The organism is Hydrogenophaga taeniospiralis CCUG 15921 (assembly GCF_001592305.1).
Taxonomy (GTDB): Bacteria; Pseudomonadota; Gammaproteobacteria; order Burkholderiales; family Burkholderiaceae_C; genus Hydrogenophaga; species Hydrogenophaga taeniospiralis.
The window spans coordinates 155,622-175,775 of the sequence record NZ_BCWR01000008.1 but is presented as its reverse complement, the minus strand read 5'-3'; the positions used below and the strand labels follow the sequence as shown (position 1 = coordinate 175,775).

The 20,154-nt window shown below is 66.0% G+C and carries 16 protein-coding genes; 11 read left to right on the top strand and 5 right to left on the bottom strand.

Going from position 1 to position 20,154, the window contains the following annotated elements:
• Position 1 precedes the first annotated feature (1 nt).
• A complete protein-coding gene (locus tag HTA01S_RS12315) occupies positions 2 to 385 on the bottom strand; it encodes a winged helix-turn-helix transcriptional regulator (protein WP_068171632.1) in 384 nt (127 codons plus the stop codon).
• A 165-nt stretch (positions 386 to 550) separates the two neighbouring features.
• Between HTA01S_RS12315 and HTA01S_RS12310 the strand changes: the two genes are divergently transcribed.
• Positions 551 to 1,456 carry an NmrA family NAD(P)-binding protein gene (locus HTA01S_RS12310; protein WP_068171629.1) on the top strand — a complete coding sequence of 302 codons (906 nt, stop codon included), beginning with the start codon at positions 551 to 553 and terminating at the stop codon, positions 1,454 to 1,456.
• A gap of 22 nt (positions 1,457 to 1,478) precedes the next feature.
• Here HTA01S_RS12310 and HTA01S_RS12305 read toward each other — a convergent pair whose 3' ends face one another.
• A complete protein-coding gene (locus HTA01S_RS12305; protein ID WP_068171626.1) occupies positions 1,479 to 3,302 on the bottom strand; it encodes a sigma-54-dependent Fis family transcriptional regulator in 1,824 nt (607 codons plus the stop codon).
• Between the two features lie 91 nt (positions 3,303 to 3,393).
• A complete protein-coding gene (locus HTA01S_RS12300) occupies positions 3,394 to 3,864 on the bottom strand; it encodes an Lrp/AsnC family transcriptional regulator (protein ID WP_068171623.1) in 471 nt (156 codons plus the stop codon).
• A gap of 252 nt (positions 3,865 to 4,116) precedes the next feature.
• On the opposite strand from HTA01S_RS12300, the gene HTA01S_RS12295 reads away from it, so the two are divergent.
• Positions 4,117 to 5,133, top strand: a complete 1,017-nt coding sequence (locus tag HTA01S_RS12295; RefSeq protein ID WP_068171879.1) for a 1-aminocyclopropane-1-carboxylate deaminase — start codon at positions 4,117 to 4,119, stop codon at positions 5,131 to 5,133.
• Positions 5,134 to 5,617: 484 nt separating this feature from the next.
• Here HTA01S_RS12295 and HTA01S_RS24695 read toward each other — a convergent pair whose 3' ends face one another.
• Together HTA01S_RS24695 and HTA01S_RS12290 are read right to left on the bottom strand one after the other, a co-directional pair.
• Complete coding sequence (locus HTA01S_RS24695) at positions 5,618 to 7,372, bottom strand: retron Ec67 family RNA-directed DNA polymerase/endonuclease (protein WP_084236058.1); 1,755 nt, start codon at positions 7,370 to 7,372, stop codon at positions 5,618 to 5,620.
• A gap of 398 nt (positions 7,373 to 7,770) precedes the next feature.
• On the bottom strand, positions 7,771 to 8,256 hold the full coding sequence (locus HTA01S_RS12290; RefSeq protein WP_068171620.1) for an Lrp/AsnC family transcriptional regulator: 486 nt from the start codon (positions 8,254 to 8,256) through the stop codon (positions 7,771 to 7,773).
• Between the two features lie 102 nt (positions 8,257 to 8,358).
• On the opposite strand from HTA01S_RS12290, the gene mdeB reads away from it, so the two are divergent.
• The 9 genes from mdeB to HTA01S_RS12245 all read left to right on the top strand — a co-directional run bounded on the left by mdeB (position 8,359) and on the right by HTA01S_RS12245 (position 20,142).
• Positions 8,359 to 10,938, top strand: coding sequence for an alpha-ketoglutarate dehydrogenase (gene mdeB, locus HTA01S_RS12285; RefSeq protein WP_068171617.1), 2,580 nt, complete (start codon positions 8,359 to 8,361; stop codon positions 10,936 to 10,938).
• 249 nt (positions 10,939 to 11,187) lie between these two features.
• Positions 11,188 to 12,663 (top strand): benzaldehyde dehydrogenase, encoded by a 1,476-nt coding sequence (locus HTA01S_RS12280; RefSeq protein WP_068171614.1) that lies wholly within the window; start codon positions 11,188 to 11,190, stop codon positions 12,661 to 12,663.
• Between the two features lie 36 nt (positions 12,664 to 12,699).
• Positions 12,700 to 14,001, top strand: a complete 1,302-nt coding sequence (locus HTA01S_RS12275) for an ABC transporter substrate-binding protein (RefSeq protein ID WP_068171610.1) — start codon at positions 12,700 to 12,702, stop codon at positions 13,999 to 14,001.
• Positions 14,002 to 14,272: 271 nt separating this feature from the next.
• Positions 14,273 to 14,995 carry an ABC transporter ATP-binding protein gene (locus HTA01S_RS12270; RefSeq protein WP_068171607.1) on the top strand — a complete coding sequence of 241 codons (723 nt, stop codon included), beginning with the start codon at positions 14,273 to 14,275 and terminating at the stop codon, positions 14,993 to 14,995.
• Positions 14,992 to 15,729 carry an ABC transporter ATP-binding protein gene (locus HTA01S_RS12265; RefSeq protein WP_068171604.1) on the top strand — a complete coding sequence of 246 codons (738 nt, stop codon included), beginning with the start codon at positions 14,992 to 14,994 and terminating at the stop codon, positions 15,727 to 15,729. The genes HTA01S_RS12270 and HTA01S_RS12265 overlap by 4 nt, the downstream gene beginning before the upstream one ends.
• Positions 15,726 to 16,646, top strand: coding sequence for a branched-chain amino acid ABC transporter permease (locus HTA01S_RS12260; protein ID WP_068171602.1), 921 nt, complete (start codon positions 15,726 to 15,728; stop codon positions 16,644 to 16,646). Before HTA01S_RS12265 ends, HTA01S_RS12260 begins: the two co-directional genes overlap by 4 nt.
• Positions 16,643 to 17,620 carry a branched-chain amino acid ABC transporter permease gene (locus HTA01S_RS12255; RefSeq protein ID WP_068171596.1) on the top strand — a complete coding sequence of 326 codons (978 nt, stop codon included), beginning with the start codon at positions 16,643 to 16,645 and terminating at the stop codon, positions 17,618 to 17,620. The genes HTA01S_RS12260 and HTA01S_RS12255 overlap by 4 nt, the downstream gene beginning before the upstream one ends.
• Positions 17,617 to 18,384: a coniferyl-alcohol dehydrogenase gene (locus HTA01S_RS12250; RefSeq protein WP_068171592.1), complete on the top strand. Its 768-nt coding sequence runs from the start codon at positions 17,617 to 17,619 to the stop codon at positions 18,382 to 18,384. The genes HTA01S_RS12255 and HTA01S_RS12250 overlap by 4 nt, the downstream gene beginning before the upstream one ends.
• A gap of 69 nt (positions 18,385 to 18,453) precedes the next feature.
• Positions 18,454 to 20,142 (top strand): DUF1302 domain-containing protein, encoded by a 1,689-nt coding sequence (locus HTA01S_RS12245; RefSeq protein WP_068171589.1) that lies wholly within the window; start codon positions 18,454 to 18,456, stop codon positions 20,140 to 20,142.
• Positions 20,143 to 20,154 lie beyond the last annotated feature (12 nt).

Below are 20,154 nucleotides of genomic sequence, written 5' to 3'. Positions count from 1 at the left end.
CCTATTTGGCCGCGATGGCCTTGGGCGCCACGTAGGCGCGCCGCGCGGCGTGCACCGCTTCCTGGTTCTGCACCGCCCACTGCAGCATGGTCTGGATGCTCTGGAAAAACGACTCACCCAGCCCGGTCAGGGTGTAGTCCACCCGGGGCGGCACGCTCGCGAACACCTCCCGGCCCACCAGGCCGTCCTCTTCCAGCTGCCGCAGGGTCTGCGACAGCATGCGCGGGGAAATGTCTTCGATGCGCTTGCGCAGCTCGCCAAACCGCAAGGTGCCCAGCGCGAGCTCGTGCAGCACCAGCACGGTCCAGCGGTCCCCCAACCTATCGAGCACATCGCGGATCGGGCACAGCTCTGACAGCGGTGCCTTTGGCTTGTGAAGCCCCATCTTGAAAGCCTTTCGTTACTGGCCAGTAACCAGGTTACGGCGGGCTCCCTACTTGAGGCCCACACCGGACATAACTACCATTTCGGAACTGACTACCGATTTGGTACCAGAAGCCCGATTTTCACCACTTTCAGGTGGTTTGTCATTTTTTTCCGGAGTTCTCTCATGCCCTTGACCTCGTCGTATCCCCTGCTCGTGACCGGCGCTTCCGGCCAATTCGGCCAGCGCGTGCTGCAGCACCTGGTCCACACCCTGAAGGTGCCGGCCGCGCAGATCATCGCCACCAGCCGCAAGCCCGAGAGCCTGGCCGCCTGGGCGGCCCTGGGCGTCACGGTGCGCAGCGCCGACTTCGACGACGCGGCCTCGCTGCGCAGCGCCTTTGAAGGTGCGAAGCGCCTGCTGCTCATCAGCACGGATGCGCTGGACCGCCCGGGCCGCCGCCTGGAGCAACACCAGAACGCCGTGGCCGCCGCGCAGGCCGCCGGTGTGCAGCACCTGGTCTACACCTCCATGCCCCTGCCCGAAGGCTCGCCGCTGCTGATCGCCCCCGACCACGCGGGCACGGAAAAGGCCCTGGCCGCCAGCACCCTGCCGGGCTGGACGGTGCTGCGCAACCACTGGTACTTTGAAAACCTCTTCATGTCCCTGCCCTCGGCGCTCGCGTCGGGCCAGTGGTACAGCGCCGCTGAGGACGGCCGCGTCGCCTACATCGCGCGCGACGATCTGGCCCGCGCGGCGGCGACCGCCCTGGCCAGCGATGCCGGCGGCAAGCGCACCCTCACCCTGAGCGGCGCGCAGGCCTTCACCACCGCCGAGATCGCGTCCCTGGTCAGCGCTGCGCTGGGCAAGCCGCTCCAGGTGGTGCCGGTGCCGCTGGAAGGCCTGGTGCAGGGCATGGTCGGCGCGGGTCTGCCCGAGCCCCTGGCCCGCGTGTTCGCCTCGTTCGACACCAACACCGCCGCCGGCCGGGTGGCCGAGCTGAGTGGCGACTTCAAGGCGCTCACCGGCACCGACCCCCAGCCTTTCGCGGCCTGGCTGGAGGCCAACAAGGCGGCCCTGGCCGGGGCCTGATCGCCTGAGCGCCTGAGCGGCGCTATGGACGGCTGGTGTCCAGGCAGTATTTCTTGATCCGGTAGGCCACGGTGGCCCGGCTGATGCCGAGCTGGCGGGCCGCCGCGGCCAGGTTGCCCCCGCTGCGCCGGATCGCCTGGCGCAGCAGGGTCACTTCGGCCTGCTCCAGCGGCCGGGCCGCAGGGTCGGCCGCCACCGGCTGGGCCGGGAGGCCGAACGCGCCGGGCAGCGGCGCCCGGCTCAAGGTGGCGGCGCTGTCGCCATGCATCTCCAGCGACAGCACCTCCTGCGTCAGCGGCTCGCCGCTGCTGAACAGGTGGTGCACTTCGATGGGCTCACCGTCGGTCACCAGGATCACGCCACGCTCGACCAGGTTCTGCAGCTCGCGGATGTTGCCCGGGAACGTGTAATTGAACATGGCCTTCACGGCCGCCTGGCTGAAGCCGGGCACGTTGCGCTGGTGCTTCTTCTGGTAGTGCGCCAGGAAATGACTCATCAGCAGCGGGATGTCGTTGCGCCGGTCGCGCAGGGGCGGCAGGTGGATCGGGAACACGTTGAGGCGGAAAAACAGGTCTTCGCGGAAGCTGCCGTCGCGCACCGCCTGGCGCAGGTCCACGTTGGTGGCCGCCACCACCCGCACGTCCACGGGGATGGTGCGCGTGCCGCCCACGCGCTCGATCTCGCCCTCTTGCAGGGCCCGCAGCAGTTTGCCCTGCGCGACGAAGCTCAGGGTGCCGATCTCGTCGAGGAACAGCGTGCCGCCGTTGGCGCGCTCGAAGCGCCCGGGGCGCGACTGGCCCGCGCCGGTGTAGGCGCCGCGCTCCACGCCGAACAGCTCGGACTCCATCAGCGTTTCGGGAATGGCCGCGCAGTTCAGGGCGACGAAGGGCTTGTCGATGCGCGGGCTGATGCGGTGCAACATGCTGGCGAACATTTCCTTGCCCACGCCCGACTCGCCGGTGAACAGCACCGTGGCCGTGGTGGGCGCCACGCGCTGCAGCATGTGGCAGGCGGCGTTGAAGGCCGAGGAAGCGCCCACGAGCGTCGGGTCCGGCCCCGGCCGATCGGGCGCGTAGGCGTCGAGGTCGACCACGCGCGCGGCGGCCGGGTGGTCGGGCGATGCGGCGCCCACGAAGGCCTGCGCGTTCAGGTAGCGCAGGTCTTCCTGCGGGTCGTCCCAGCGCTCGACCGACTTGCCGATGACCCGGCACAGCGCGTCGCCCGAGGAACGGCAGTTCACCTCGCGGAACACGACCAGGCGCCCGAACAGGGTGCTCACGTAACCGGTGGCGTAGCCCACCTGCATCCAGCAGGCGGGCGAGCCGCCCACGCCGTAGGCCGCGATGTGTTCATCGTCCTCGCTGGAGTTGTGCCAGAGGAACTCGCCTTCGTAGTCGCCCGAATCGGCGTCGTAGTGCACGTGCACCACCTCGACCTTGACCACCCCTTCGAGCGCGTGCAGCCGGGTGCCCGCGATGGCGGCGGCCGGCGGGTCGGCGTCGGGCCATTGCTGGCGCACCAGTTGCGCGTCGCGCGCGCCGCTCACGTAGCCGGCGCGCGTGAGCAGGCCCCGCGCCTTGTCCAGCCCGATGCTGTCGATGAGCTCGCGGCGCAGCGAGCCCAGGGTCTCCGAGTGCAGCAGGATCATGCGCTGGTCTTGCAGCCAGATGCGACCGTCCCCGGGCGAGAAAAACAGGCACTCGCTGAGATCGGCCACGGTCGGGTGCGACTGGCTGCTGACGTCCCGCGTGTCAAAGCCCCCCATGGCGGAGGACAGCGGCCCCGCCCCGCTGGGCACGCCCGAGGTGCGGACCAGATCGGCCAGGGAAATGCGTTGTTTGGGCATGGGGCGCGCTCAGGAAGTGATCATTTGATGAAGGGCACATCAAATATGTTTATGAATGATAATTTTCTGAGCGTTGTCGCGCCATCGTGGTTCACCCCATGACCGGCAGCACCGTCGTCTCGAAAACCTCCTTCAGGCAGACGAAGGTGCGCACCTGGCGCACACCGGGCAGGCCGATCAGCTGCGCGCTGTGCATCTCGTTGAACGAGTCGATGCCCTGGATGCGCAGCTTGACGAAGTAGTCGAACTCGCCCGTGACCAGTTGCACCTCCAGGCAGCCGGTGAGCTTGGCCGCCGCTTTCTCGAACGCGGCGAATGAATCGGGCGTGGACCGGTCCAGCACCACACCGATGATCACCAGCCCCGTGTAACCCAGCGCGCGCGGGTCGGCCAGCGCCACCGTCTTGCGGATCACGCCCGACGCCCTCAGCCGCGCCACCCGCCGCGAACAGGCCGGCGGGCTGAGGTGGGTGCGCTCGGCCAGCTCCAAGTTGGGCAGGGAGGCGTCCTGCTGCAGCAGTTCGAGCAGTTTGCGGTCGATACGGTCGAGGGGCGTTTCCATAGCCGTTACTTTCATTTGTTGCGTCAGATGGCAATTTCACACCATCTATTCGACAAACACCAAGGAATGAGCATGGAAGACAAATTCCTGAAGCTCAGTTCGCAATTCATAGCAGCGCCGCCGCCCTACGATGAACTTCGTTTCACGACACCGAAGTTCCACCCCATGCCCACGTGTTTTGCCGCCATGACGCTGTACGCACCTGGGTTGCAACCACCCCTCCATGCCATGACCACCCCAAGCGCTCACCCCCTGAACCTGCAGAAATTTCCCCGCCACCCACTCACCTTCGGCCCCAGCCCCATCCAGCCGCTCAAACGCCTGAGCGCCCACCTGGGCGGCAAGGTGCACCTGTATGCCAAGCGCGAGGACTGCAACAGCGGCCTGGCCTTCGGCGGCAACAAGACGCGCAAGCTCGAATACCTGATCCCCGAAGCCATCGCCGGGGGTTACGACACGCTGGTGTCCATCGGCGGCATCCAGTCCAACCAGACCCGCCAGGTGGCCGCCGTGGCCGCGCACCTCGGCATGAAGTGCGTGCTGGTGCAGGAGAACTGGGTCAACTACTCCGACGCCGTGTACGACCGCGTGGGCAACATCGAGATGAGCCGCATCCTGGGTGCCGACGTGCGGCTGGACGCGGCCGGGTTCGACATCGGCATCCGCCCCAGCTGGCAGCAGGCGATGGACGACGTGCGCACGGCGGGCGGCAAACCCTTCCCCATTCCCGCCGGCTGCTCCGAGCACCCGTATGGCGGCCTGGGCTTCGTGGGCTTTGCCGAAGAGGTGCGCCAGCAGGAAGCCGAGCTGGGTTTCCGGTTCGACTACATCGTGGTCTGCTCGGTGACGGGCAGCACACAGGCCGGCATGGTGGTGGGCTTCGCGGCGGACGGCCGCGCCCGCCGCGTGATCGGCATCGACGCCTCGGCCAAGCCCGAGCAGACCCACGCGCAGATCCTGCGCATCGCTCAGAACACCGCCCTGCTGGTGGAGCTGGGCCAGGACCTCACCGCCGACGACGTGGTGCTGGACACGCGCTACGGCGGCCCCGAATACGGCCTGCCCAACGAAGGCACGCTCGAAGCCATCCGCCTCTGCGCCCGGCAGGAAGGCATGCTCACCGACCCGGTGTACGAAGGCAAATCCATGCACGGCATGATCGACATGGTGCGCCGAGGCGAATTCCCCGAAGGCTCGCGCGTGCTCTACGCCCACCTGGGCGGTGTGCCGGCGCTCAATGCGTACAGCTTTCTGTTCAGGAATGGCTGAATGCCCCGACCGCGCACAACATGACCTCAAGGCGTGGGCCGTGCCTTCACTCCCTCGCCCCTCTGAGGGGAGGGCTGGGGTGAGGGGCCACGCCAACCCGTACACCCCCTCGCGTCAACGACCTTGAACCCTGCTTTTCAAGCCCAGAGCGCTCAGCGATGCCTGTGCATGACAGGCGATTCGGCAGTGAGCGCAACGTGACCTGACGGGGCCGTGGCCAGCACTGGTTGTCCGAGGGACAGCGATGCTCGCAAGAACGATGGCCGGTTGAGTGACATGGCCGACATCGGAACATGCCAGTACGGAACTTCGTCTTGAACGTCCGCTGCCCCCAATTGCTAACCGGTGCTCGACACCTAAACAAGACATTGACTAATCCACATCAAAGCCCCAGCCATGCCCTACCGGATATGCAAATGGGCTTCAAGTGCACCGCCAACTTATCGACCAACTTTGTAAAAAGGCCCACATTTCAGCCAATATACTATTGAGTTTGTGTGGCGTAGTCTTTTATTGCAGCCTCAATTCTATCCAGAATAGGCTTGAAGCCATTGAAATCAATGGCGGCAGCATTCTTCGCAATTACGTCGCGGGCAAAGGCGGCCTTCCCATAATGATGCTCATTGTCAGCATCATTTTTTCTCTCAAAACTTTTCCCATTTAATTGCACTGCCAGCGTAGCTTTATCGAAAAAATCTTCAATGCTTGTTTTCTCACCATTTGATCCAAATGGGGTTGGCACCACATAAAGGTTTTCATAGACGCGAATGAATGGCCTTTTACCTTTGGGTTTTTGTACGTTTAGAATGCCCGCTATCGCACCATATATCGCATCAGCACCCGAATCATTGTCGACTAGCATTATTACAGGATGTTTGGGTCGAGGGGCGCTGAATTTACTCGCTATGTCTGCCTTGTAATATTTTATCAAATGACATAACCCTCCTACACCCCCACCTAGTTTTGTAATAGATGCCGTGCGTCTGTCAGCATATTTAAATAAACGAATTTTCAATTGCGGCTTTCCCTCCGAATCCAATCCACCAAGCAGTGGGTAGTTTTGAGAGAGGCGGTGTATAGCATTCTTTATGTACGTGTTATCTGTTTTGCCTTCGCACACAATTATCGGCCGCTCTGGTGCATAAAACGCATCAAAATAGATAACTCTTCGGTACAACTCAAGCCTGCCCGGGGTTTCAATTATAGGATGATTGTTTTTAACCGCGAGTGCTTCGTTGTATACATCTACTTGATGTATGAAACTGAGCATACCGAGAAGCTGATTGATCTTGCCATCACATTTCGAGACGATCTCGTCACCACTAGCACTCTTGTACTTAATAATGTGTTCGAATTTCCCGGTTCTGAACAAGCTACTAGCCATAGCTCGGACCGTGTATCGGTAGCTTGCCGGAACATTCACTTTCCTATTCACAGACAAACCCGTAACCTCTTGACGCGAATCCTTGTATTGCATACGAGTTTTTCTCTCGTTGAAATCAAAGCCATTGCGCCGGACTACTCTTATTAACTCATTCCCTGGAAGCCAAGAGTTTCCATCATCCTCGGTCGCCAATGCGATCTCAGACGGGAAAATGCGCTTGTTGGTACTAAAGGTAAGATCGTCTGCATACCTGGTGTATGTGCACTTGTTCTTTCGCGCCAATTCCACGAGCGCGACATCAAGAATGTGCCCTAGTAAGTTAGATATTACCGGAGAACACGGACTTCCTTGAGGGAGTTTGTTATCAAAGCAAGCAATCTGAGCGAGAATTGTCGCCGTTTTTTCATCAAGTGCGAAATTATTGTCTTTAATGAAAAAACCTCTTACCCTGCCGAAATTTATGCTTCCAAAGAAGTCAGATAAATCGACATTAAATACGAAGCGCCTTGTTGTGTGAGCCTGCCCATTGGTCATAATACTATGACCTGGCATGAATCCGTGGGAAACTCCACGGAACTCAAAGTTCTTGTTTTTTGATTTGCTTGCGTGTTTTTCACGCAATTCTTTTGTGCATTCGAGCAGTATTGCAGCCAGTCGCTGTTGAATTAATTTCAGGTGACTAAATGGCGCTGATACTTCCCGAACACCGCCGGTGCGCTTCGGTATTTCGAACTTGGTGTATAGCTCGGACTTAGGCTTCGTATACAAAACGTACGACAGCATGCCGGGCTTGACTTGCAAAAGTCTCGCTACATCGCGCAGATTCGTTGCTGCCTTTAGTTCTTCAAGCTTCATGTGTTAGTTGGACTCGCAAACACTCCTACGCGAACGCAATGATCGCGAGTAGCCGAATGGCGAGGAACACCGAGGAGCATTTCCTGCGGACGTTTGTTTCACATGCCATGAAGCATGGCAAAAAATCTGTCTGCGAGTCCGCCATCAATTTAGCATATCCGACGACAGTGATGAGTCATCCGGTCCAGCAGTGGTGTGATCATCTTGGCATCCTGAATACGCTGGCCCACTTGCCGAGGCTAGGGGTGGTGGTGAAACAACGCTGGCGCGCTTGTACAGCTTGGAACACACAGGTATTGACCGGCAGCGTGAGTCCGACGCAGCGCCATGATGCAGCCCGTTGGTGGTTGACGGACTTCGCTAACTTCAGGCTGGTACGGCTGGTGAGGGCAGCTCACTCATGCCGCGTGCAGCGGCAACGCCGTCTTGTACCGAACCTGCTTCAGCGCAAAACTGGAGCGGATCTTCTCCACCTGCGCGATGGGTGAAATCTGTTCCAGGATGAAGCGCTCCAGTGCTGGCATGTCGGGCACGGCCACGCGCAGCAGGTAGTCGGCGTCGCCGGTCATCAGGTAACACTCCATCACCTCGTCGCGCAGGGTGATGCGCTCTTCAAAGGCCTGCAGCGTTTCGCGGCTCTGCTGCTTGAGGCTGATGGAGATGAACACGTTGAGGTGCAGGCCCAGCTGCTTCGCGTCGAGCAGCGCCACGTACTGCCGGATCAGCCCCCGCGCTTCCAGCGCACGCACCCGGGCCAGGCAGGGCGAGGGCGAGAGGTGCACGCGCCGGGCCAGCTCCACGTTGGACAGGCTGGCGTCGGTCTGGAGCTCTTCCAGAATTCTCAGATCGGTCGCATCAAGGTTGTTTGTGCTTTGATTGCTCATGTGTGCGGCATTTTATTGGTCGAACGGGCCGAACCACCTCACAAATCGACACCAACTGCCTGCGCCTTGTGCCTACAGTCCCGGGATCAGGAGACCTTCGCCATGAACGACATGACACCCGCCTGGCACCTCGCCGCCAACGCCGACACCAACCCCGACGAAACCCAGGAGTGGCGCGATGCCCTGCTGTCGCTGGCGGCCAGCGAAGGCCCGGCGCGCGTGCGCCAGATCCTCGACGAGCTGGCCCGCCTGGCGCGCAGCCAGCGCATTGGCTGGCAGCCCGAGCTGAACACGCCCTACATCAACACCATCGCTGTGGAAGACCAGCCAGCCTTCCCTGGCGACCTCGCGGTGGAAGAGCGCCTGGCTTCGCTGATGCGCTGGAACGCGCTGGCCATGGTGGTGCGGGCCAACCAGGCGTATGGCGAACTGGGCGGGCACATCGCCAGCTACGCGAGCGCGGCCGATCTGTTCGAGACCGGGTTCAACCATTTCTTCCGCGCCGGGCGCCAGGGGGATCTGGTGTTCTTTCAGCCGCACAGCGCGCCCGGCGTCTACGCCCGCGCCTTCCTCGAAGGCCGCCTCAGCGAAGCCGACCTGCTGCACTACCGCCAGGAGATCACCGCGCCGGCCAGCGGCGCGCGCGGCCTCTCCAGCTACCCGCACCCGTGGCTGATGCCCGACTTCTGGCAGTTCCCCACCGGCTCCATGGGCATCGGCCCCATCAGCTCGATCTACCACGCGCGCTTCATGCGCTACCTCACGCACCGCCAGTTGCTGAACTGCGAGGGCCGCAAGGTGTGGGGTGTGTTCGGCGACGGCGAGATGGACGAGCCCGAGAGCATGAGCGCGCTCACGCTGGCCGCGCGCGAGAAGCTGGACAACCTGGTCTGGGTGGTCAACTGCAACCTGCAGCGACTGGACGGCCCGGTGCGCGGCAACGGCCGCATCATCGACGAGCTGGAAAAACTTTTTGCCGGCGCGGGCTGGAACGTGATCAAACTCGTCTGGGGCAGCGACTGGGACGGCCTGTTCGCGCGCGACACCACCGGCGCCCTGGTGCGCGCCTTCGCCAACACGGTGGACGGCCAGATGCAGACCTTCGCCGCCAAAGACGGCCGCTTCAACCGCGACAACTTCTTCGGCCAGAACCCCGAACTCGCGGCATTGGCCCAGGGCATGACCGACGAGCAGATCGACCGCCTCAAGCGCGGTGGCCACGACCTGGTGAAGATCCACGCCGCCTACGCTTCGGCCAACGCCCACCAGGGTCAGCCCACGGTGATATTGGCGCAGACCAAGAAGGGCTACGGCATGGGCGCGGCCGGCCAGGGCAAGATGACCACGCACAGCCAGAAGAAGTTCGACGAGACCGACCTGATCGAATTCCGCAACCGCTTCAACCTGCCGCTGACCGACGAGCAGGCCAAGGGCCTGGCCTTCTTCAAACCCGCCGACGACAGCGCCGAGATGCGCTACCTGCGCGAGCACCGCGCGGCACTCGGCGGCGCGATGCCGCGGCGCGAGACCGCATGTGAGGTGGTGCCGGTGCCCGCCATCGACGCCTACGCCAGCTTTGCGCTGAAGGCCGACAGCAAGGAGATGAGCACCACCATGGCTTTTGTGCGCATGCTGGGCACGCTGCTGAAAGACCCGGCGCTGGGGCCACGCATTGTGCCCATCGTGGCCGACGAGGCGCGCACCTTCGGCATGGCCAACCTGTTCAAGCAGGTGGGCATCTACAGCAGCGTGGGCCAGCGCTACGCGCCGGAAGACATCGGCTCGGTGCTGAGTTACCGCGAGGCGCTGGAAGGGCAGATTCTGGAAGAAGGCATCAGCGAAGCCGGCGCGCTGGCGAGCTGGACGGCCGCGGCCACCAGCTACAGCGTGCACGGCCTGGCCATGCTGCCGTTCTACATCTACTACTCGATGTTCGGCTTCCAGCGCGTGGGCGACGCCATCTGGGCCGCGGCCGACCAGCGCTCGCGCGGCTTCCTGCTGGGCGCCACCTCGGGCCGCACCACGCTCGGCGGTGAAGGCCTGCAGCACCAGGACGGCAGCAGCCACCTGGTGGCCGCCACCATTCCCAACTGCAAGGCCTACGACCCGGCGTTTGCGGGCGAGCTGGCCGTGATCGTCGACGCCGGCATGCGCGAGATGCTGGTCGAGCAGCGCGACGTGTTCTATTACGTCACGCTCATGAACGAGAACTACGCCAACCCCGACCTGCCCGAGGGCGCGGCCGAGGGCGTGCTGAAGGGTGGTTACCACTTCAGCAGCTTCGGGCCGCAGGGCGGGCAGCGGATCACCCTGCTGGGCTCGGGCGCCATCCTCACCGAAGTGATCCAGGCCGCGCAGCAACTGGCCGCGCAGGGCATCGGCGTGGACGTGTTCAGCATCACCAGCTGGAGCGAGCTGGCGCGCGATGGGATGGCGCAGGAGGCGAGCGGGGCCGGGGCCTACCTGACACAACTGCTGGCCAATACCGCCGGCCCCATCGTGGCCGCCACCGACTACGTGCGCGCCGTGCCGGAAAGCGTGCGCGCCTTCATGCCAGCGGGCCGGCGCTACGCCACCCTCGGCACCGATGGCTTCGGCCGCAGCGACACGCGCGCGGCCCTGCGCTCGTACTTCCAGGTCGACGCCGCCAGCATCACGGCAGCGGCCTTGAAAGGCCATTAATTCATCAAACAATTCACCATTTGATGAACCAAGCACATCAAACATGTGCAGACCTCATCAATTTTCCGGGCGCTTGAGGGCCGGCCAGCGGCCTCTTTTTCATCCTAGGGAAACTCCCGATCTTTGCCTCTGAGGAAAGGCCCTGGTGGGCCGCTCCGGCGCCGCGTTGCGGCGCGCGCTGGTACGCCCGTTGCAAAACCTGTTGCAGCCACCGTGTGGTGTGCATGAACGATCAACAGGAGCAAAGCAATGGGTGTTTCCGAAAATCCGGTCTGGCTCGACAGCAGCCTCACTGCCGGCAAAGCGTTTGACGGCACATGGTCCACCGCACTCGCCAGCGTGCGCGACGTGAAGGAGCCGGCCACCGGCCAGGTGCTCTCGCAAGTGGGCATCGCCAGCGCGGCCGACATGCGCGCCGCCATCGGCCGGGCCCACGCGGCCCAGGCCGCCTGGGCCGCCACCGGCCCGCGCGAACGCTCGGCCGTGTTCCACCGCGCCGCCGCCCTCTTCCAGCAGCACTTCGCCGAGCTGGCCCTGACCATCGCCCGCGAAACCGGCGGCATCCTGCCCAAGGGCCAGCACGAGGTGAACGAGTCCATCACGCTGTGCCACCTGGCCGCTGGCCTGCCCATGCAGGCCCAGGGCCAGGTGCTGCCCGCCGCGGCCGGCCGCTTGTCGTTCGCTCGGCGCGTGCCGCACGGCGTGGTGGGTGTGATCTCGCCGTTCAACTTCCCGCTGATTTTGAGCCTGCGTGCGGTGGCCCCGGCGCTGGCGCTGGGCAACGCGGTGGTGCTCAAGCCCGACACGCGCACCCCGGTGAGCGGCGGTTTCATCATCGCCCGCGTGTTCGAAGAAGCCGGCCTGCCCGCCGGTGTGCTGCAGGTGCTGCCGGGTGACGCCGAAGCCGGCGAGGCGCTGGTGACCGACCCGCGCGTGCCCATGATCGCCTTCACCGGCTCGCCCACCGTGGGTCGCCGCATCGGTGCGCTGGCCGGTGAACACCTGAAGAAGGTGTCGCTGGAGTTGGGCGGTGCCAACAACCTGATCGTGCTGGAAGACGCCGACCTGGACGCCGCCGCCAGCGCCGCCGCCTTCGGCGCCTGGTTCCACCAGGGCCAGATCTGCATGGCCTCCAACCGCATCCTGGTGCACGAGTCGATCGCCGAAGGCTTCAAGGCGCGCATGGTCGGCAAGGCCACGCACCTGCCGGTGGGCGACGGCGCCAGCGGCCAGGTGGCCCTGGGCCCGATGATCGACGCGAAGCAGCTCGCGCACTTCGACTCGGTGATCAAAGACAGCGTGAAGCAGGGCGCCGTGCTCGAAGCGGGCGGCACCTACGAGGGCCTTTGCTACAAGCCCACCGTGCTCTCGGGCGTGAAGCCCGGCATCCGCTCGTTCGACGAAGAGCCCTTCGGCCCGGTGGTCAACCTGGTCACGTTCCGCACCGACGACGAGGCCGTGCAACTGGCCAACACCAGCCAGGGTGGACTGGCCGCCGCGGTGATCAGCCCCTCGATCGGTCGCGCCATGGCCATCGGCCAGCGCCTGCGCGCCGGCATGGTCCACATCAACGACCAGACCGTCTGCGACGAGTGCACCAACCCCTTCGGCGGCCCCGGCATCGGTGGCAACGGCGGCAGCGTGGGTGGCCCGGCCGACATCGACGAGTACACGCAGTGGCAGTGGATCACGGTGAAGGACGCCCCTCCACCTTTCCCGTTCTGATCCGCGCCATCCACCCAAAAAAACGAGGAGACAAAGATGAACAAGACACAAACGAACGTTGGCCGCCGCGAGGTGTTGCGCGCTGGTGTGGCCACCGCTGCTGGCGCGGCGCTGCCCATGCTGGCACGCGCGCAGAGCGACACGCTGCGCATCGGCGTGGTCAGCCCCACCTCGGGCCCGCTGGGCATCTTTGGCGAGGGCGACGGCCATGTGTTGGAACTGGTGCGCAAGCACACGGCCGGGGGCATCGAAGCGGGCGGCAAGCGCCTCAAAGTGGAGTTCATCCACAAGGACACGCAGTCCAACCCGGTGCGCGCCGCGCAGGTGGCCAAGGAGCTGATCAACAGCGACAAGGTCGACCTGGTGCTCTCCACCTCCACGCCCGAGACGGTGAACCCGGTGGCCGACGCCTGCGAGGCGGCGGGCATTCCGGCGCTGTCCACCACCTCGCCTTGGGAGGCCTTCTATTTCGGTCGCGGCGCCAAGCCGGGCGAGCCTTCGCCGTTCAAGTGGACCTACCACTTCTCGTTCGGCGTGGGCAACTTCGCCAAGCTGTACGCCGACCAGTGGAGCAAGGTCGCCACCAACAAGAAGGTGGGCATGCTGCTGCCGGCCGACGCCGACGGCAACGCGATCCGCGGCCTGCTGATCCCGGCGCTGCAGAAGGCGGGCTTCACGGTGGTGGACGCCGGCCCGTACCAGAACGGCGTGGCCGACTTCTCGGCGCAGATCGCGCTGTTCAAGAAGGAAGGCGTGGAGATTTTCAACACCTTCCCCTTCCCGCCCGACTTCGCGGTGTTCTGGCGCCAGGCGGCCCAGCGTGGGCTGGCGCAGCAGATGAAGATCGTGCAACTGGCCAAGGCCGGCCTGTTCGCCGCCGAGCTGGACGCGCTGGGCACGCTGGGCCACGGCCTGCACGCCGGGGCCTACTGGCACCGCAGCTTCCCGTTCCAGTCGTCGTCCACCGGCCTGTCGTGCGCGCAACTGGCCGACAGCTTCGAGAAGGCCAGCGGCAAGGGTGTGAACCAACAGCTCGGCGCCACCGCCTCGCTGTTCGACGCGGCGCTGGCCGCCGTGCGCGCCTGCCCCAACCCCAAGGACCGCGCGGCGATGGCCAAGGCACTGGCCACGCTGAAAACCGAAACCGCCGTGGGCCTGGTGGACTTCACCAGCGGCCCGGTGCCCAACTGCGCCCCCACTGGTCTGGTGGGCGTGCAGTGGGTGCGCGCCAAGCCGGGCGCGAAAGCGAAGTTCGACGTCGAGATCGTCTCCAACGCGGACCACCCGCGCGTGGCGGTGACTTCGCAGATGAAGGCTTACGCAATGGGCAGGACCTAACCCCCCCCGCCGCCTGCGGCGTCACCCCCCAAGGGGGCGGCGCTGGTGGCCCGGCGGAGCCGGTTCCACGGCGCCCTGGGCTGGGCTTCCCCTCCCTCCGCCCGCGCCCTTGGGGCTTGGTGGGCCGGTCCTGCGGCGCTCCGGTTTGAGCTTGCTTTGTTCGGTTGGTTGTTTTTCCTGCCCGCGCGGATGGCTGAGGGTTGGTCCAGGGGCCGCGCGGGCATTTTTCTCCTCCGGTTGTGTTTCTTCGTTCCTCTTCTTGAAGGCCATCATGGATCTCTTGAGCGGTACACGCATCGTCAAGCGCTTCGGCAGCCTGGCCGTGCTGCGCGGGGTGGATATCAGCATCCGGCGCGGTGAGGCGCTGGGCGTGGTGGGGCCCAACGGCGCGGGCAAGACCACGCTGTTTGGCGTGCTGGCGGGCACGCTGCCGGCCAGCGAAGGCCAAGTGTTTTTTGAAGGCCAGGACATCAGCGCCTGGCCCGCGGCCACGCGCTGCCGCCACGGCATTGCGCGCACCCACCAGGTGCCGCGCCCCTTCCTGGGCATGTCGGTGCTGGAGAACACGCTGGTGGCCGCGCAACACGGCGCGGGCATGCGCGGCGCGGCGGCGCTGCAGCAGGCGCAACAGGCGCTGGACCGCGTGGGCCTGGGTGCCCTGTCGGCCCGGCCCACCGCCACGCTGGGCCTGCTCGACCGCAAGCGCCTGGAACTGGCGCGCACCCTGGCGACCCAGCCCACCGTGCTGCTGCTTGACGAGATCGGTGGCGGGCTCACAGAGGGCGAACTGCACCAGCTCGTGGATCTCATCGGCACGCTGCGCGACGACGGCCTGACCATCGTCTGGATCGAACACGTGCTGCACGCGCTGCTGCGCGTGATCGACCGCCTGGTCTGCATGGACGCCGGGGCCATCCTGGCCGAGGGCACGCCCAACGAGGTGATGGCCGACCCGCGCGTGATGAGCGCCTACCTCGGGGGAGCTGCGGCATGAGCGATGCGTTGCTTGAAGTCCAAGGCCTGCGCGCCGCGCACGGCCAGCTGGTCGCCGTGCGCGACCTGGGTTTTTCCATCGCGCGCGGCGAGGTGGTGGCCCTGATCGGCGCCAACGGCGCGGGCAAGACCACGCTGCTGCGTTGCCTGGCGGGCGTGCACCCCAGCGCGGCGGGGCGGGTGACGCTGGCTGGCACGGACATCACCGCGCTGCTGGCCCACCAGCGTGTGCGGCGCGGCCTGGCCATGGTGCCCGAGGGCCGGCGCCTGTTTGACGACATGAGCGTGCGCGAGAACCTGCGCGTGGCGGGCGACCACGGCCGCCCGGGTGACTGGACATTGCCCCGGGTGCTGGAGGCGCTGCCCGCGCTGCCGCCCATCATCGACCGGCCGGCCGGCGCGCTCTCCGGTGGGCAGCGCCAGGCCGCCGCCATCGGCCGCGCACTCATGACCAACCCCGACGTGCTGCTGCTCGACGAGGTGTCGCTGGGCCTATCGCCGCTGGCGGTGGAAGAGGTCTACCGCAACCTCGCCAGCCTGCGCGAGGCCGGGCGCACCAGCCTGCTGCTGGTGGAGCAGGACCTGTCGCGCGCCATGGCCTTCGCCGACCGCGTGCTGTGCCTGCGCGAGGGCCGCATCGTGCTGCAGGGCCCCGCAGAGTCGCTCACCCGCGAAGCCGTCACGGCGGCTTACTTCGGCGTCGAAGCCGAACGCTCCCTGGAGACACAGTCATGACCGAAGCCCTGATCCAGGGCCTGCTGCTGGGGGGCTTCTACGCCATCCTCGCGGCCGGCCTGTCCCTGATGTTCGGCGTCATGCGCATCATCAACCTCGCGCACGGCGACCTGGCCATCGTCGGCGCCTTCGGCGTGATCGCGCTCACCGAACGTTTCGGCCTCTCGCCCTGGCTGGCGCTGTTGCTGGTGCTGCCGGTGATGGCGCTGATCGGCATCGGGCTGCAGCGCTGGCTGTTCGCGCGCACGCTGCGTGCCGGCATCCTGCTGCCGCTGCTGGTCACCTTCGGCCTGGGCGCGGTGCTGCAGAACACGCTGTACGGCGCGTTCGGCTCCGAGGCCCGCTCGCTGGGCAGCGCGCTGGGTGATCTGGCCTGGGCCAGCTGGGAGCTGCCCGGCGGCATCGTTGTCGGCCAGTTGCCGGTGATCACCTTCGTGATCGCGGTGGCGGTGCTGGGCGCATTGCAGCTGCTGCTCAGCCACACGGCGCTGGGCCGCGCCATCCGCGCCGCCGCCAGCGACCCCGAGGCCGCGGCGCTGTGCGGTGTGGACGCGCGGCGCGTGCACCGGGCGGCCGCCGCCATCGCGGTGGCACTGGCCGGGCTGGCCGGCGCGCTGCTGGCCATGCAGGCCACGGTGGAGCCCTATGGCGGACCCACCCTGCTGATCCAGGCCTTCGAGGCGGTGGTCATCGGCGGCATCGGGTCTTTGTGGGGCACGCTGCTCGGCGGCGTGCTGCTGGGTGTGGCGCAGAGCCTGGGTGCGCTGTGGGCGCCGCAGGGCTTCCAGCTCGCCGGACACCTGCTGTTCCTGGCCGTGCTGGGCGTGCGCCTGTGGCGCCAGCACCGCCACCAGCTGGGCCGCCCCGCGCTGCCGGGCTGGCGCCAGCTGCGCGCAGGAAAGGCGGCACAGGCATGAACACTTCCAAACACTTCGGACTGGCGCTCGCCGCCGTGCTGCTGCTGGCCTGCGTGCCGGCCTTCGCAGGCGCTTCGGTGGTGGACAAGCTCACCACGCTCTTCATCTACATGCTGCTGGCCACCACCTGGAACCTGATGGCCGGTTACGCGGGCCTGGTGTCGGTGGGTCAGCAGGCTTTCTTCGGCCTGGGCGGCTACTTCGCGCTGCGCCTGGTGGACGGCGGCCTGCCGGCCTACCCCGCGCTGCTGGCCGGTGCGTTGGGCGCGGCGCTGCTGGCCTGGGTGATGTCGTTCTACGTGCTGCGGTTGAAGGACGGCGAGTTCGCCATCGGCACCTGGGTGGTGGCCGAAGTGATCCGCATCCTGGTGATGCTGGACCCGCTGATCCAGGGCGAAACCGGCACCTCGCTGATCGCGCTCAACGCGGTGGAGCCCGAGCTGCGCCGCAGCGTGGGCTACTGGTTCGCGCTGGCCGCGCTGGCCGGCATGGCGCTGGCCATGGCCGTGCTGCTGCGCAGCCACGTGGGCACCGCCGCCAAGGCCATCGGTGACGACGACGCGGCCGCCGCCTCGCTGGGCGTGCGCGTGCTGCGCACCCGCCAGGCGATCTACGTGCTGGCCGCGTTCGGTGCGGCCCTGGCCGGTGTGGCCTGGCTGGCCAGCGCCATCACCTTCCTGCCGCGCACCAACTTTGGCGTGCAGTGGTCGGTGCTGATGCTGTTCATGGTGCTGGTGGGCGGCCTGCGCAGCGGGCCCGGCCCCTACATCGGCGCGCTGCTGCTGTTCGCGCTGCAGGAACTTATGGGCGACTTCGGCGCCTGGTACCTCGCCGGCCTGGGCGCGGCGGCCGCCGGCTGTGCCCTGTTTCTGCCGCAAGGCCTGTGGGGGGCACTGAGCCCCCACCTGTCACGGCTCGTCACCCGCCCCCTGGTTTCCCCTGTTTCCACCCCCCAAGAAAGGACTGCTCCATGAACCTCCAAGGAAAAACCATCGTCGTCACGGGCTGCGGCTCGGGCATCGGTTCGGACTTCGCCAAACTCGCCCGCCTGCAGGGCGCGCGCGTGATCGGCGTGGACCGCAACGACCCCATGCTCACGCTGGACGGTTTCGTGAAGATCGACCTGGGCGACCCCGCCGCCATCGACGCGGCCATGGCCCAGCTGCCCGCGCACATCGACGCGCTGGCCAACATCGCCGGCGTGCCCGGCACGGCGCCCGCCGAGCTGGTGGGCCGTGTCAATTACCTGGGCCTGCGCCACTTCACGCAGCGCGTGGTGGAACGCATGGGCGAAGGCGGTTCGGTGGTCAACATCTCGTCCATCCTGGGCGCGGAGTGGCCGGCCCGGCTGGAGCTGCACCGCGAACTGGGCGCCACCGCCAGCTTCGAGGCCGGCGCCGCCTGGCTCGCGAAACACCCGGTGCCGCAGGAGACCTGCTACCAGTACTTCAAGGAAGCGCTGATCGTCTGGACCTACACCCAGTCGCAGAAGCAGTTCCTGGAGCGCGGCGTGCGCATGAACTGCGTGGCGCCCGGCCCGGTGTTCACGCCCATCCTGGGCGACTTCGTGCAGATGCTGGGCAACGAACGCGTGGAGAAAGACGCCCACCGCATGAAGCGCCCCGCCTTCAGCGACGAGGTGGCCCCGGTGATCGCCTTCCTGTGCAGCGACGCGTCGCGCTGGGTCAGCGGCATCAACCTGCCGGTCGACGGCGGCCTGGCCTCCACCTACATCTGATCCCAAAGACCAGGGGGCGGCCACGCCTCGCCCCCGACCCATTCCCCCCCACCACAACGAGGAGACAGCATGAAAAGAACCTTCACCCACCACCGGCGCCATGCGCTGGCCCTGGCCTGCGGCCTGGCCTGCGCGCTGCCAGCCTTCGCCATGGAACTGGCGTCGGACGACCCGGACACCAAGATCCGGCTCGACTTCACGCCCAAATACAGCCTGGCCTACCGGCTCAAGGACCCGTCGGCCCTGCTGACCTCGCCCGCCGCGATCGGCGACGGCGGCGTGACCAACGAGAACGACGGTGACCTCAACTTCGGCAAAGGCGTGGTGTCCAACCGCCTGGACCTGCTCAGCGAGTTCGACTACAGCCGCGGCAACTGGGGCCTGCGCTTCAGCCACGCGGCCTGGTACGACTCGAAGTACCTGGGCCGCAACGACAACCCCGGCACCATGGGCGTGAGCAACCAGCCGGGCCAGCCGGCCAACGCCTTCATCCCGGCCACGCGCAGCCAGCACGGCCGCGGCGGCGAGGTGCTCGACGCCTTCGTCTACGCCAAGGGCTCGGTGGGCGACATGCCCGGCTCCATCCGCGTCGGCAAACACGCGCTGCAATACGGCGAGAGCCTGTTCTTCGGCCAGAACGGCATCGCCAATGCCCAGGGCCCGGTGGACGTGGCCAAGATCGTCTCGGTGCCCAACTGGCAGTTCAAGGAAGTGCTGCTGCCGGTGGAGCAGGTTTCGGGTAGCCTGGAGGTGGCCGAAGGCGTGACGCTGGGCGGCTACTACCAGCTCAAGTGGCGCCCCAGCAAGATCCCGGGCGTGGGCAGCTACTTCTCGAACCAGGACTACATCGGGGGTGGCCAGGTGTTCTTCGGCCCGCCGCTGCCGCCGGTGCTGGTGACCGACAACAGCAAGGACCAGCTCCCGCCCGACAGCGGACAGTTCGGCGGGCAGTTGCGCTGGTCCCCCTCGGGCAGCGACTACGAGTTCGGCTTCTACGCCGCGCGCTACCACGAGAAGACGCCCGCCGTGCCGGTGTTCGATCTGATCAACGGCAACGTGCACAAGGTCTATGCCACCGGCATCAAGACCGTGGGCGCCAGCGTCACGTCCTCCATCGGCCAGCTCAACTGGGCGCTCGAAGGCTCGGTGCGCACCGATGCGCCGCTGGCCAACGACCCCGCCGTGCTCGGGGGCGCGCCCTTCATGCCGCCGGTGAACTGCGACGGCTCCGCCGGCAACCCCTGCTACGCCACCGGCAAGACCGCGCACCTGAACCTCTCGGGCATCTACGTGCTCAACAAGTCCGGCCTGTGGGACGGCGGCGCGCTGGTGGCCGAACTGGCCTGGAACCGCCTCATGAGCGTGGACAAGAACCCCGGCACCGTGGGCTTTGGCGGGCTCGACCCCAACACCACCCGCAGCGCCATGGCGTTTCGCATGATCTTCGAGCCGCAGTACTTCCAGGTGCTGCCGGGTCTGGACCTGTCGATCCCGATCGGCCTGGGCTACAACTTCGGCGGCCGTTCCTCGGCCATCTTCAACTTCGCCGGCGGCGCCAGCAAGGCGGGCGACGTCAGCGTGGGCATCAAGGCCAAGTACCAGAACGCCTGGAACATCGGTCTGAACTACACGGCCTTCTTCGGCAAGGAAAACACCTTCACCGTGGCCGACCCGCGCACCCCCACGCGCATGTTGTCCTATGGCCAGACCCAGAAGGACCGCAACTACCTGTCCTTCAACGTCTCCCGCACCTTCTGACCCCCACCCGAG